At 67.3% G+C, this 12,876-nt stretch carries 12 protein-coding genes and 1 tRNA gene; 7 read left to right on the forward strand and 6 right to left on the reverse strand.

What is annotated here, in order from left to right; translation table 11 throughout:
* Positions 1 to 55 precede the first annotated feature (55 nt).
* Positions 56 to 130 (forward strand) — tRNA-Gly (locus F1193_RS03525).
* 243 nt (positions 131 to 373) lie between these two features.
* Here the strand turns inward: F1193_RS03525 and F1193_RS03530 are convergent.
* A complete protein-coding gene (locus tag F1193_RS03530; protein WP_150096286.1) occupies positions 374 to 1,273 on the reverse strand; it encodes a LuxR family transcriptional regulator in 900 nt (299 codons plus the stop codon).
* Positions 1,274 to 1,293: 20 nt separating this feature from the next.
* Positions 1,294 to 1,422 carry a hypothetical protein gene (locus F1193_RS17630; RefSeq protein ID WP_281287227.1) on the reverse strand — a complete coding sequence of 43 codons (129 nt, stop codon included), beginning with the start codon at positions 1,420 to 1,422 and terminating at the stop codon, positions 1,294 to 1,296.
* A 452-nt stretch (positions 1,423 to 1,874) separates the two neighbouring features.
* On the opposite strand from F1193_RS17630, the gene F1193_RS03540 reads away from it, so the two are divergent.
* Complete coding sequence (locus F1193_RS03540; protein ID WP_150096288.1) at positions 1,875 to 2,486, forward strand: SCO family protein; 612 nt, start codon at positions 1,875 to 1,877, stop codon at positions 2,484 to 2,486.
* A 102-nt stretch (positions 2,487 to 2,588) separates the two neighbouring features.
* Here the strand turns inward: F1193_RS03540 and hemN are convergent, their stop codons facing one another.
* Entirely contained in the window at positions 2,589 to 3,935 is a 1,347-nt protein-coding gene (gene hemN, locus F1193_RS03545; RefSeq protein ID WP_150096289.1) for an oxygen-independent coproporphyrinogen III oxidase, read from the reverse strand.
* A gap of 459 nt (positions 3,936 to 4,394) precedes the next feature.
* On the opposite strand from hemN, the gene ccoN reads away from it, so the two are divergent.
* From ccoN to ccoP, 4 genes are read left to right on the forward strand one after another with little or no spacing between them, the layout of a single operon-like run.
* Positions 4,395 to 5,930 carry a cytochrome-c oxidase, cbb3-type subunit I gene (ccoN, locus tag F1193_RS03550; protein ID WP_425457200.1) on the forward strand — a complete coding sequence of 512 codons (1,536 nt, stop codon included), beginning with the start codon at positions 4,395 to 4,397 and terminating at the stop codon, positions 5,928 to 5,930.
* A 10-nt stretch (positions 5,931 to 5,940) separates the two neighbouring features.
* Positions 5,941 to 6,675 carry a cytochrome-c oxidase, cbb3-type subunit II gene (gene ccoO, locus F1193_RS03555; protein ID WP_150096291.1) on the forward strand — a complete coding sequence of 245 codons (735 nt, stop codon included), beginning with the start codon at positions 5,941 to 5,943 and terminating at the stop codon, positions 6,673 to 6,675.
* 5 nt (positions 6,676 to 6,680) lie between these two features.
* Positions 6,681 to 6,833, forward strand: coding sequence for a cbb3-type cytochrome c oxidase subunit 3 (locus F1193_RS03560; protein WP_150096292.1), 153 nt, complete (start codon positions 6,681 to 6,683; stop codon positions 6,831 to 6,833).
* A gap of 3 nt (positions 6,834 to 6,836) precedes the next feature.
* A complete protein-coding gene (ccoP, locus tag F1193_RS03565; RefSeq protein ID WP_150096293.1) occupies positions 6,837 to 7,712 on the forward strand; it encodes a cytochrome-c oxidase, cbb3-type subunit III in 876 nt (291 codons plus the stop codon).
* Between the two features lie 169 nt (positions 7,713 to 7,881).
* On the opposite strand, the gene F1193_RS03570 is transcribed toward ccoP, so the two are convergent.
* Positions 7,882 to 8,472: a DUF4142 domain-containing protein gene (locus F1193_RS03570; RefSeq protein ID WP_170263319.1), complete on the reverse strand. Its 591-nt coding sequence runs from the start codon at positions 8,470 to 8,472 to the stop codon at positions 7,882 to 7,884.
* A 248-nt stretch (positions 8,473 to 8,720) separates the two neighbouring features.
* Here F1193_RS03570 and ccoG point away from each other — a divergent pair, with 248 nt between their 5' ends.
* A complete protein-coding gene (ccoG, locus tag F1193_RS03575) occupies positions 8,721 to 10,178 on the forward strand; it encodes a cytochrome c oxidase accessory protein CcoG (protein ID WP_150096295.1) in 1,458 nt (485 codons plus the stop codon).
* 237 nt (positions 10,179 to 10,415) lie between these two features.
* On the opposite strand, the gene F1193_RS03580 is transcribed toward ccoG, so the two are convergent.
* A complete protein-coding gene (locus F1193_RS03580; protein ID WP_150096296.1) occupies positions 10,416 to 11,561 on the reverse strand; it encodes a site-specific DNA-methyltransferase in 1,146 nt (381 codons plus the stop codon).
* A gap of 154 nt (positions 11,562 to 11,715) precedes the next feature.
* Complete coding sequence (locus F1193_RS03585; RefSeq protein ID WP_150096297.1) at positions 11,716 to 12,867, reverse strand: PA0069 family radical SAM protein; 1,152 nt, start codon at positions 12,865 to 12,867, stop codon at positions 11,716 to 11,718.
* Positions 12,868 to 12,876 lie beyond the last annotated feature (9 nt).

Below are 12,876 nucleotides of genomic sequence, written 5' to 3' on the forward strand. Positions count from 1 at the left end.
CCTGCCGCTGCCTCTTGCCCCCGCCTGCCCTTCCTCGCTAATGTCGGCGCCTGCTGCGGGCGTAGTTCAGTGGTAGAACATCAGCTTCCCAAGCTGAGTGTCGTGGGTTCGATTCCCATCGCCCGCTCCAGTTTTCGAGAACTCCGAAAAATCGATCCTTGCGGCGATCTCCCCTGTGACGGCCGCAGGGGCGTGGGGCCGCATGCGGCGTTGCGAGGCGCCGGACGCCGCATGCTGTTGGGGCCGTCGGGCGCCCGCGCCAGCACGTGCGCGCAACCTGCCCACGGTTGGGTTTGGTGCGGGCGGCACGAGGCGGATTCTGCGATGGCGAGTATCGGACGACGAAACTCCGGCTTGAGCGGCCGGAGTTCGCTTACACGGCCTCGGCGTAGACGGCGGTGCGGCCGGACGCGATCTCCGGATCGATGAGCCTCAGATTGAAGGCCCGCGAGATCAGATGCGCGCGGTTGGTGCAGTTCAGCTTGAACCGCGCGCTTTCGAAATAGGCCCGCACCACGCGCTCGGAAATATCCAGCTCCCGCGCGATCTCCTTGTTGGTCTTTCCCATTGCCGCCCAGCACAGACACTGCCGCTCGCGCGACGACAGCGACCGCAGGATCGTGCTTTCGGATCGTACGAAGCCGAGAACCCGCTCATGGACAAGATGGGACAGGAAATGAAAGTCCCGCAGATAGGCGCGCTTCAGCTTGGCCCACTCGGCATCCGCAACGCCGCTGGTGATGGTGAAGAGGGCGCGCTCGCCGCTCACGCCGCGGATCGGGAATGACAGGCCATGAGGGCCGATGCCGAACTCCGCCGCCTCGTCGAACACCTGTTTGGCGCCGGGGCCGCGCCGGTCGAGCTCGGCCCAATCGACCGGCAACAGGCTGGTCGCCGCCGCACCGATCACCGGATCGACCGAGAAATAGTTCTGCTCGACATAGCGTTCCACCCATTGCGCCGGATAGGTCAAGATGGTGACCGGGTTCGTCTGCTGCACCGCGGGCAGGCTGATGGCGTGATAGACGGCGTGCTGGAGGCCGTAGCGCTCGATCAGGCGCTTGAGAAACTCGAACAGGGCGGCTTCCGAAGGCACCCCTCCGAGTTCGTTGACCGAGCTTTCGTAGGCGTCATCGAACATGCCGTCACCCTGCAGACGCAAGGGTGGCATCGTAACATAGGCGGCGGCACGGACAACGGAGGTTTGCAGGCGCAGCACCACTCCACCATGCCGATCACCGTCTCCAGCGAGGGCCCGGTTGTCGCGCAGCACTGCGGTGCCCGGCCGGCCCGCTACTGCCGGCCGGTCTCGAACCGAAGCTGCAGCAGCGCGTAGCGCAGGGCGATCGACGTCTCGCTCAGCCCCATTTCCTCCAGCAGCCCTGCCGCGAGCTCGATCGTCTTGTCGATTTGCGTGATCAAGCGCTCGTCGTCGGTCGACCCGAGACCCGAAAGATCGATCAACCTTGCGTCAAGAGCGTGGTACGGCATCGTTTCCTCCAGTCCGATGGCCCACCTTCGTCCTTTCGCCGCACCGGAAAAGCCGGCCGCAACGCCAGTGGCAGGAATGCCCCCGTCGAAAACGACGGGGATCTTCCTCAGGGCGGCACGCGCCCGGCGGGGATGGACGCGGCGCCGATCGCCGCCCATAGTGCCGCGATGCACAGCCCTGCGCCGTCCCCGTCGACGTCATCGGCCCGGCCGGGATGGGCGACGCTTATGGTCGCCGGCGCCATCGCTGCGCTCGCCTTCGCCGCCGGGCTTCTGTGGGCCACCCAGGGGGGCGCGGTGTTCTTCGAGGCGGTCACCGCCGGCATCGCCGCCTGCTTCTGAGCCGCCAAGGCCTTTGCCATGCGCCAGGACGCTCTTTCGCCATGCGCCAGGATACTCCGCGCTCCCCATCGCCGCGCACGGTTGCGCTTCTCGTCGGCTTCTTTCTCGTCGCCATCGCCGCCGGCATCGGCGCGGGGGTGTGGCTGAACAGCCGCGAGGCGTCGGCACCCGCGGGCGCCGCGGTCGGCGGGCCGTTCCGCCTCACCGCCCATGACGGCCGCACCGTGACGGAGGCCGACTTCATGGGCATGCCGGTGCTGCTGTTCTTCGGCTTCACCCATTGCCCGGACATCTGCCCGACCACGCTCGCCGACGTCTCCGAGGTGCTGGAGCGGCTCGGGCCGGACGCGGAAAAGGTGCAGGCGTTGTTCGTCAGCATCGATCCCGAGCGCGACACGCCGCAGGTGCTGGCGAGCTATATCGGCGCCTTCCACCCGCGCATCCTCGGCCTGAGCGGCGACGAAGCGACGACGGCGGAAATCGTGCGGGCCTATCGCGTCTACGCCAAGAAGGTGCCGCTGAAGGATGGCGGCTACACCATGGACCACACCGCGGTGGTCTATCTGCTGGACAAGGAGGGCCGCTTCGTCGCGCCGTTCGATCTCAGGCGGCCGGCCGAGGCCGCCGCCGCGGAGCTGCGGCGGTATTTCTGAGGCGGCTTGCGGGTGACGGGCTCCTTTCTTCCCTCTCCCGCACGGGCGGGAGAGGGAAGAAAGGGACCTTGTCGGCAGGAAGTCGGATCACACCAACCGGGATCACACCGCCAGCGAATGGCGGGCCTTGCCCTTGGCGAGGTAGGTGTCGAACGCTGCGGCGGCGAGCCGCACGAACGGCCGGCCGGCCTCGGTGATGGCGATTTGGCGGCCGGCGATCTCGATCAGCCCCTGGGAGGCCAGCGGCGCCAGCGCCGTCAGCTCCTCGCCGAAGGTCAGGTCGTCGGCCCCGGCGGAGGCCGCGACCTTGTCGAGATCGACCGAGAAGTCGCACATCAGCCGCTCGATGATGCTGGCACGCAGCTTGTCGTCGGCCGACACCGCAATGCCGCGCACAGTGGCGAGCTGGCCGGCGTCGATCGCCCGGCTCCAGCCGGCGATGTCGGGGGCGTTCTGGATGAAGCCCTGCGGCACCCGGCCGATCGAGGAGGCGCCGATGCCGAGCAGCGCGTCGGCCTCGTCGGTGGTGTAGCCCTGGAAATTGCGGTGCAGCCGGCCGGTGCGGGCGGCCACCGCCAGCTCGTCGTCGGGCCGGGCGAAGTGGTCGAGGCCGATCGGCACGTAGCCGACGCCGGCCAGCGTCTCGTGCGCGGTCTCGGCCTGCTCCAGCCGCTCGGCCGGGCTCGGCAGGTCGGTATCGTGGATCAGCTTCTGGTGCGACTTGAACCACGGCACGTGGGCATAGCCGAACAGCGCCAGCCGGTGGGGCTTCAGCGCCTCGGCCAGCAGCACCGTGCGGCGCACGTCGCGCAGCGTCTGCTTGGGCAGGCCGTACATCAGGTCGACATTGAGCTTGTCGATGCCGACGCCGCGCAGAAGCGCCACCGACTGCTCGACGACGTTGAACGGCTGCACCCGGCCGATGGCTTCCTGCACATGGGCCGAGAAGTCCTGGACGCCGAGGCTGGCGCGGGTGACGCCCATCTTGGCCAGCGTCTCGACCAGTGCCGGGGTGACTTGGCGCGGATCGAGCTCGACGGCATGCTCGGTCGCGGCGTCGAACCTGAACAGCGCCTTCAGCGTCTCGGTGACCTTCAGCATCTCGGCGCCGCCGAGCATGTTGGGCGTGCCGCCGCCCCAATGGATGTGGACGATCCGCCGGCCGCCCGCGCGCTCGCCGATCAGCTCCACCTCGCGCACCAGGCGCCGGGCGTAGGCCTCGACCGGCTCGCGCCGCCGCACCACCTTGGTGTGGCAGCCGCAGTACCAGCACATCGACGCGCAGAACGGCACGTGCAGATAGATCGACAGCGTGGCGTCGGGCGGCAGCGCCTCAAGCCAAGCGCCGTACTGGTCCGGGCCGACATCGGCCGAGAAGTGCGGCGCGGTCGGGTACGATGTGTAGCGGGGTACCGTGCGCTCGGCGAGTAGAATCGGCGTATCGCTCATGCTTAACCCTCGACCGCACTGGAACAAAGATAAGGTGGCAACCTAGCGGGACAGGTCCCGGTCAGCACCTCCGGAAACATCCCGATCCGTCGCATGTTCCTCTCGCGCGTTCCTGCCACCGCGGTCAAGGGCCACAGGGTCCGACCGCGAGCCGGGGCGCGGGCGCATAGGCCCTATGCGGACAATCAGGGTGAAACCGGATGCGTTTTGTTTATTAGGAATAATTCGCAGGCGAATTTTTTGATAAGCTCCAATGTCGACGCGCGGGAGCCCCCTATAATGCAACCAGACGCGGTCGAAACAATCGGTCGGCATCGCCAGGCCGGGGCTACAGGGTAGACAATGGCAGTCGCAACCAGCCGCTCATCCGTCACGTTCGGAGAAGCAGGCGCCGTCCTGGCACTCTCGGCCGGCCTCCTGCTGTGCATCTATGTTGCGGCCAACGCTGCGGATTCGGTGATGACGTTTCACGCGCTGCTCGCGGCCGCTGCCGCGGTCGGCGGGGTGGCTGCGATCTTCAGCCGCTACGCCTCCGGCACGCGCGACTTGCGCGCCGAGATCGACGGCAAGCCCAACTACAATTGGGGGCCGGTCAAGTTCGCCACCATCGCCGCGGTGGTGTGGGGCGTCGTCGGCTTTCTGGCCGGCAACATCCTGGCCTGGCAGCTCGCCTTCCCGGCGCTGAACCTCGACCTGCCCTGGACCAATTTCGGCCGGCTGCGGCCCTTCCACACCTCGGTGGTGATCTTCGCCTTCGGCGGCAACGCGCTGATCGCGTCGTCGTTCTATGTGGTGCAGAAGACCTGCCGCGCCCGGCTGGCCGGCGACATGGCGCCGTGGTTCGTGGTGCTGGGCTACAATTTCTTCATTCTCGTCGCCGGCACCGGCTATCTGTTCGGCGTCACCCAGTCCAAGGAATATGCCGAGCCCGAATGGTACGCCGACCTGTGGCTGACCATCGTCTGGGTGGCCTATCTGCTCGTGTTCCTGGCGACGCTGTGGAAGCGCAAGGAACCGCACATCTACGTCGCCAACTGGTTCTATCTGGCGTTCATCGTCACCATCGCCATGCTGCACCTCGGCAACAACGCGACGCTGCCGGTGTCGTGGCTCGGCACGAAGTCCTACATCGCCTGGGCCGGCGTGCAGGATGCGATGTTCCAGTGGTGGTACGGCCACAATGCGGTGGGCTTCTTCCTCACCGCCGGCTTCCTGGCGATGATGTACTATTTCGTGCCCAAGCGGGCCGAGCGGCCGGTCTATTCCTACCGGCTGTCGATCATCCACTTCTGGGCGCTGATCTTCATCTACATCTGGGCCGGGCCGCACCACCTCCATTATACCTCGCTGCCCGACTGGGCGCAGACGCTCGGCATGACGTTCTCGATCATGCTGTGGATGCCGTCCTGGGGCGGCATGATCAACGGGCTGATGACGCTGTCGGGCGCCTGGGACAAGCTGCGCACCGACCCGGTGCTGCGCATGCTGGTGGTGTCGGTCGCCTTCTACGGCATGTCGACCTTCGAGGGGCCGCTGATGTCGATCAAGGCGGTCAACTCGCTCAGCCACTACACCGACTGGACCGTCGGCCACGTGCATTCGGGCGCGCTGGGCTGGGTCGGCTTCGTGTCGTTCGGCACCCTGTACTGCATGGTGCCGTGGCTGTGGAACAAGAAGCAGCTCTATTCGCTCAAGCTGGTCAACTGGCACTTCTGGATCGCGACGCTCGGCATCGTGCTCTACATCACCGCGATGTGGGTGGCGGGCATCCTGCAGGGCCTGATGTGGCGCGCCTACACCGGGCTCGGCTTCCTCGAATACTCGTTCATCGAGACCGTCGAGGCGATGCACCCCTTCTATGTGATCCGGGCGATCGGCGGACTCCTGTTCGTCATCGGCAGCGTGATCATGGCCTACAATTTGTGGATGACCGTGCGCCACGGCGAGGCCGAGGTGCCGGCCGCCGCCCGCCCTGCCCTTCAGCCGGCCGAGTGAGGAGGCGCACATGTCCGTCTGGGCCAAGCATCAGGTTCTCGAAAAGAACTCGATCCTTCTCCTGCTCGGCATCCTGTTCGTGGTCGCCATCGGCGGCCTCGTCGAGATCGCCCCGCTGTTCTACCTCAAGAGCACGATCGAGAAGGTGGAGGGGATGCGTCCCTATTCGCCGCTCGAGCTCGCCGGCCGCAACATCTACATCCGCGAGGGCTGCTACAATTGCCATTCGCAGCAGGTACGGCCGCTGCGCGACGAGGTCGAGCGCTACGGCCATTATTCGCTGGCCGCGGAGTCGATGTACGACCACCCCTTCCAGTGGGGCTCCAAGCGCACCGGGCCGGACCTTGCCCGCCTCGGCGGCAAATATTCCGACGAGTGGCACAAGGAGCACCTGATCAATCCGCGCGCCATCGTGCCGGCCTCGATCATGCCGGGCTATCCGTTCCTGTTCCGGCGCGAACTCGACGCCAACGACATCGCCGCGCACATGAAGACGCTGCGCCTGCTCGGCGTGCCCTACACCGACGAGCAGATCGCCAATGCGGAAGCGGACCTGAAGGCGCAGACCATGCCGGACGATCCGGGCGCGGCGGCGGTGCAGGCGCGCTATCCGAAGGCGGTGGTGCGCGAGTTCGACCGCAATCCCGACCGTCTCACCGAGGGCGACGCCCTGATCGCCTATCTGCAGATGCTCGGCACGCTGGTCGACTTCAAGCTCTACGACAACAAGGCCAACTTCCGGTGAACGCCATGGAAACCTATTCCACGTTTGCGGCCTTCGCCCAGACCTGGGGCCTCGTCTATTTCGTCGCGATCTTCCTGGGGATCGTCGCCTATGCGCTGTGGCCGACGAACCGCGCCCGCTTCGACGACGCCGCGAACATCCCGTTCCGGGAGGACTGATCCATGGCCACCGAACACAAGGAAATCGACGCCGTTTCGGGCATGGCGACCACCGGCCACGAATGGGACGGCATCAAGGAACTCAACACGCCGCTGCCGCGCTGGTGGCTGTGGATCTTCTATGCCTGCATCGTCTGGTCGATCGGCTATTGGGTCGTATATCCGGCTTGGCCGCTGATCACCACCCACACCAAGGGCGTGCTGGGCTATTCCTCGCGCGCCGCGCTGGCCCAGGACATGGCGGCGCTCGCGGCACGCCGCGGCGAGGCCGGCCGCGCGCTCGCCGAAGCCTCGCTGGAAGACATCCGCAAATCGCCGGATCTGCTGGCGTTCGCGATGGCCCAGGGCAAGGCCGCCTTCGGCGACAATTGCGCCCCCTGCCACGGGCTTGGCGCCACCGGCTCGAAGGGCTTCCCCAACCTCAATGACGACGACTGGATGTGGGGCGGCACGCTCGATGCCATCCACTTCACCATCGCCCACGGCGTCCGCAGCGACGATCCCGACACCCGCGTGAACACCATGCCGGCCTTCGGCAAAGACAGCATCCTGACCAAGGATGAGATCGGAACGATTGCCGATTTCGTGCTGTCGATCTCCGGCCAGACGCCGGGCGCGGGCGCCGATCTCGAAAAGGGCCAGCAGCTCTTTGCCGACAATTGCGCGGTCTGCCATGGCGAGGAGGGCAAGGGCAATCCCGAGCTCGGTGCGCCCAACCTGACCGACAGGATCTGGCTCTATGGCGGCGACCGCGCGAGCATCGTCGCCACCATCACCAACGCCCGCGCCGGCGTGATGCCGACCTGGAAGAACCGCCTCGACGAGCCGACCATCAAGGCACTCACGGTCTATGTTCACGCACTCGGCGGCGGCAAATGACGCCGCGGGCGGGACGCCGTCGCGGCGCCCCGCCATCCTCCCGGACCGAGGGATGCGGCAAGACGCTGGCCGCAGCCTGCATCAGTCTGCGGAGCGTCCGCCGATTGCGCGAAACCGGTGGGACGCCCCGCTTTTTCGGCTCCCTGCTTCAACCGGATCGGCGGACGCGCTAGCGCTGCACGCGCTCGAACGCCGCCTTGATTTTCGGCAGCGCCCGGTTGGCAAAGACGTACATGCGGCCGTTGTCGCCATAGAGCGCGTAGTTGGTGAACAGCGTCAGCGTCGCATCATGGGCGGAGGCCATCAGCGGCCCAAACGCCGCGTCGAAGCCTGCCGCATCCAAGTCCTTGAGCTGCTGCAGGATGGCGGCACGGTTGCGGTCGGTGAAGTTCGTCCCGCCCGGCAGCTGGGCGCCGCCCGGCAGGGCCGCCGGCAGAAGATGCGAATTGAGGAGCAGCTCGTTGCGCAGCGGCACCTGTTGGGCGATCACGGCCTCGGCCGCCTGCCGCACCGCCGGGTTCTGCGACTTCTCCAGCGCCAGCCGAGCCGCAGCGATCTTGAAGGTCGAGCTGAACAGTACCTCCTGCCGGAACGACGGGGTCGGCTCGGCGGTGGGCGCGGACCTGACGACGTCGGCGCGGGCCGCCGCGAGGGGTCCGGTCACGGCCGCGATCAGGGCCGCCGATGCGACGGTGGCGACACGCAGCGACAGTCGAGATACCGACTTGCCGGATACCAGTCTGGCGTAAGAAGGCGTCACGGACGATCTCCTCGATCTTGCTATGATTGCCCCGCAGCCGGCCGGTTAACTGAATCGCGCCGGCGAGGTTCCCAAAACCCACGCGCCGATTTCGCATCACGATTGTGCGAGAGGCCTGTGCGCATCATGTCTGGCGCCAGATCTACCGGCGCACTGCCCGTCACGATGCTGTGGCCCGGCCGCGGCCGGCTTTCCCCCGCACGGACGATGCCAAGGACGCCGCCAAGGGCGTTCCCAAGGATGATCCCATGAACTTGCACGCGGCTCCCGATCCGGTCGACGAGCTTCCGCTCTACGTTCCGCACAGGAAGATCTATCCGCAGAGCGTCCAGGGCATCTTCCGCAAGATCAAATGGTGGCTGTTGGCGTTCTGCCTTGGCGTCTACTACTTCCTGCCGTTCGTGCGCTGGGACCGCGGGCCGGGCGTGCCGAACCAGGCGGTGCTGATCGATTTCCCCAGCCGACGGTTCTATTTCTTCGACATCGAGATCTGGCCGCAGGAGGTCTACTACATCACCGGCCTCCTGATCCTGGCGGCGCTGGTGCTGTTCCTGATGAACTCGGTCGCCGGCCGGCTGTGGTGCGGCTATCTCTGCCCCCAGACGGTGTGGACCGACCTGTTCTACGGCATCGAGCGCTGGGTGGAGGGCGACCGGCGCGAGCGCATCAAGAAGGACCACGAGCCGATCACCGCCTGGCGGGTCGGCGAGATCGTGCTGAAGCACTGGCTGTGGCTGATGATCGCCTGGTGGACCGGCGGCGCCTGGGTGCTCTATTTCGCCGACGCGCCGACCCTGATCAAATCCATCGCCACCGGCCAGGCGCCGACCGTCGCCTATGTGTGGATCGGCATCCTCACCTTCACGACTTATTCCTTAGCCGGCTTCATGCGCGAGCAGGTGTGCGTCTACATGTGCCCGTGGCCGCGCATCCAGGCGGCGCTCACCGACGAATGGGCGCTCAACGTCACCTATCGCTACGACCGCGGCGAGCCGCGCGCTCACGTCAAGGAGGCGAAGAAGCTCCGCGCCGAAGGCCAGCCGGCCGGCGACTGCGTCGATTGCGGCCAGTGCATGGCGGTGTGTCCCACCGGCATCGACATCCGCAAGGGCGCGCAGCTCGACTGCATCATGTGCGGCCTGTGCATCGACGCCTGCGACCGGGTGATGGAAAAGGTCGGGCGCCCGACCGGGCTGATCGCCTACGACACCGACGACAACTGCCAGCGCCGCGCCCGCGGCGAGGCGCCGGTCTACCGGCCGCTGCGGCCGCGCACGCTGATCTATGTCGGCGCCATCGTGCTGGTCACGGCGGTGATGATGTGGTCGCTCGCCACCCGCACCACCACCAGCCTCAATGTGCTGCACGACCGCAACCCGCTGGTCGTGGCGCTGTCGGACGGCGCGGTGCGCAACGGCTACACCGTGCGGCTGCTCAACAAGCAGCAGAGCCCGCGGTCCTTCACGCTGGCGGTGGAGGGCGTGCCGCGGCCGCACATCGAGGTGGTCGGCATCGACACGCCGGCGGGCGAGGCGCCGCGCGTCGCCATCGGCCCGGACACCACGCGTGAGCTGCGCGTGCTGGTGACGGTGCCGGCCGATGCGGCGGCCGGGCTTGCGCGCTCATCGGACGTGACGTTCCGCATCATCGACGAGCACGGCGCCAGCGCCAGCGCCAGCGCACACGACCATTTCGTCGCCCGCTGAGCGAGTCTCCGGCTATCGGCTCGAAACTGTCATCAGCCTGAAGCCGCCCCTTCCCTCTCCCCTTGCGGGAGAGGGTGGCGAGACCGTGCAAAGCGAGGTCGAGCCGGGTGAGGGGTAAATGCGGGCACTCGCCTGAAGATTCACCCCTCACCCGCCTTGCGATCTTCGATCGCTCGGCACCCTCTCCCACAAGGGGAGAGGGAAGGAAGGCTCAAGCGGATCAGCCCGAAAGCGCGCTCACGCCGCCAATTCGTCGCGCACCACGGCACGCAGCTCGTCGATCGGCCGCAGCCGGCTGCCGTCGCTGAAGTGCCAGAAGGTCCAGCCATTGCAGGCTTCGGCGCCCTGCACCAGCGCGCCGATGCGGTGGATCGAGCCCACCACGGCGTTGTGCTCGAGCGTGCCGTCGGCGCGCACCCGCGCCGCATAGCGGCTGCGGCCATCGGTGAGCATGGCGCCGGGCTGCAGAAGGCCGCGCTCGACGATGGTAGCGAAGGCGACGCGCGGCGCGTCGCGCTTGGTGGCGAACGGCGCCAGCGTCGCCTCGGGCAGAGGGTCGACGGCGGCGATGCGCGCCTCGGCGGCGGCGGCATAGTTCGCATCGCGCTCGATGCCGACGAAGCGGCGGCCGAGCTTCCGCGCCACCGCGCCGGTGGTGCCGGAGCCGAAGAACGGATCGAGCACCACGTCGCCGGGCCTGGAGGCTGCGAGCATCACCCGCGCCAGGAGCGCCTCGGGCTTCTGGGTCGGGTGCAGCTTGCGGCCCGACTCGTCCTTGAGCCGTTCGGGACCGGTGCACAGCGGGATCGTCCAGTCCGAGCGGACCTGGGTGTCCTCGTTGCCGGCCTTGAGCGCCTCGTAATTGAAGGTGTAGCCGCGCGCGTCCTTGTCGCGCGCCGCCCAGATCAGCGTCTCGTGCGCGTTCTGGAAGCGGGTGCCGCGGAAGTTCGGCATCGGGTTGGTCTTGCGCCACACGACATCGTTGAGGATCCAGAATCCGAGATCCTGCAGTGCGGCGCCGACACGGAAGATGTTGTGATAGGAGCCGATGACCCACAGCGTGGCGGTGGGCTTCATCACCCGCTTCGCCGCAAGCAGCCAGGCGCGGGTGAAGGCGTCGTACGCCTCGAACGAGGCGAACTTGTCCCAGTCGTCGTCGACCGCATCGACCACGCTTTCGTCGGGACGCTTGAGCGCGCCTTCGAGCTGCAGATTGTAGGGCGGATCGGCGAAGACGAGATCGACCGAGGCCTGCGGCATCGCCGCGAGGATGGGAATGCAGTCGCCAATATGAATGCGGTCGAGATGGCTCTCGAAGGCGGCCGGCGATGGGCGGGAGATGCGGGACGCCGAACTGGGCGCCCCGCGACGCAACTGACGCATACTCGTACTCGGGATACGCAACGCGGACTCAACGTCCACAGGATGCGGCTCGCAGGGTAAAAAAAGCGTTCAGGCGTGGCTGCATGCAGACGGGCAGGGTCGCGCGGCCAAGGCCGCTTGCCCGGGCGACAAATGCAGGCGGAAAATATCGGTATCAGAACAGCGACAGCTGCTCGCCGCAGCGTGCCGGCCGCACGAACAGGTCGGTGCGCAGCTTCAATGAGCGGCGGTTGAGGCCGAGGCGGGCGCAGGCGGTCTCGAACCGGCGGCCGATCATCCACGCATACGGGCCCTCGCCGCGCTCGCGCTTGCCCCAGGTCGCGTCATAGTCCTTGCCGCCGCGCATCTCGCGCACCAGCGACAGCACGTGGCGATAGCGGTCGGGATGGTTCAGCACCAGCCACTCGCGGAACAGATCCTTCAGCTCGTGCGGCAGGCGCAGCATCACATAGCCGGCCTCGCTCGCGCCATTGGCCTTGGCGGCATCGAGGATGCGCTCGATCTCGGCATCATTGAGGGCGGGAATGATCGGCGCCACCATGACCGCCACCGGAATGCCGGCCTCCGCCAGCGCCTTGATGGTCTCGAGCCGCAGCGCCGGCGTCGGCGCCCGCGGCTCCATGGTGCGGGCGAGCCGGACATCCAAGGTGGTGAGCGAGATCGCCACCTTGACCAGCCCCTTTGCCGCCATCGGCGCCAGGATGTCGATGTCGCGTCGGATCAGCGCCGACTTGGTGACGATGGCGACCGGGTGGTCGGCGCGCGCCAGCACCTCGAGACTCGCGCGGGTGATCTGATAGCGCCGCTCGATCGGCTGGTAGGGATCGGTGTTGGTGCCGAGCGCCAGGGTCTTGGGCTCGTAGCCCGGCGCCGTCAGCTCGCGCTCGAGCAGCGTTGCGGCGTCCGGCTTGGCGAACAGCTTCGATTCGAAGTCGAGCCCCGGCGACAGGCCCATATAGGCGTGGGTCGGCCGCGCGAAGCAGTAGACGCAGCCGTGCTCGCAGCCGCGATACGGATTGATCGAGCGGTCGAAGGCGATGTCGGGGGAGTCGTTGCGGGTGATGATCCGCCGCGCCTTCTCCTCGGTGACCTCGGTGACGAAGGCCGGCAACTCCTCCAGCGAACGCCAGCCGTCGTCGACATCGACGCGCGCCTCGCGCTCGAACCGGCCGGACGCGTTTGACACCACGCCGCGGCCGCGGCGCCTGTCGCCATCGACGCTGGCGCGCTGGGCGCGGGCGCCGTCGACCGCCCGGTCATTGGTCCAGGCGGGCGCGAGGAGGCGGGTGCGGGCGATTCGAGCCATGATGAATGC

It is taken from the genome of Blastochloris sulfoviridis, from assembly GCF_008630065.1.
In the GTDB taxonomy this organism is placed as follows: Bacteria; Pseudomonadota; Alphaproteobacteria; order Rhizobiales; family Xanthobacteraceae; genus Blastochloris; species Blastochloris sulfoviridis.

What these genes read in the sequence shown, in the direction of transcription:
- ccoO (WP_150096291.1), top strand. Translation starts at nt 5,941, where the DNA reads ATGTCCGTCTGGGCCAAGCATCAGGTTCTCGAAAAGAACTCGATCCTT.
- hemN (WP_150096289.1), bottom strand. Translation starts at nt 3,935, where the DNA reads ATGAGCGATACGCCGATTCTACTCGCCGAGCGCACGGTACCCCGCTAC.
- F1193_RS03585 (WP_150096297.1), bottom strand. Translation starts at nt 12,867, where the DNA reads ATGGCTCGAATCGCCCGCACCCGCCTCCTCGCGCCCGCCTGGACCAAT.
- ccoG (WP_150096295.1), top strand. Translation starts at nt 8,721, where the DNA reads ATGAACTTGCACGCGGCTCCCGATCCGGTCGACGAGCTTCCGCTCTAC.
- ccoP (WP_150096293.1), top strand. Translation starts at nt 6,837, where the DNA reads ATGGCCACCGAACACAAGGAAATCGACGCCGTTTCGGGCATGGCGACC.
- ccoN (WP_425457200.1), top strand. Translation starts at nt 4,395, where the DNA reads ATGACGTTTCACGCGCTGCTCGCGGCCGCTGCCGCGGTCGGCGGGGTG.
- F1193_RS03560 (WP_150096292.1), top strand. Translation starts at nt 6,681, where the DNA reads ATGGAAACCTATTCCACGTTTGCGGCCTTCGCCCAGACCTGGGGCCTC.
- F1193_RS03540 (WP_150096288.1), top strand. Translation starts at nt 1,875, where the DNA reads ATGCGCCAGGATACTCCGCGCTCCCCATCGCCGCGCACGGTTGCGCTT.
- F1193_RS03580 (WP_150096296.1), bottom strand. Translation starts at nt 11,561, where the DNA reads ATGCGTCAGTTGCGTCGCGGGGCGCCCAGTTCGGCGTCCCGCATCTCC.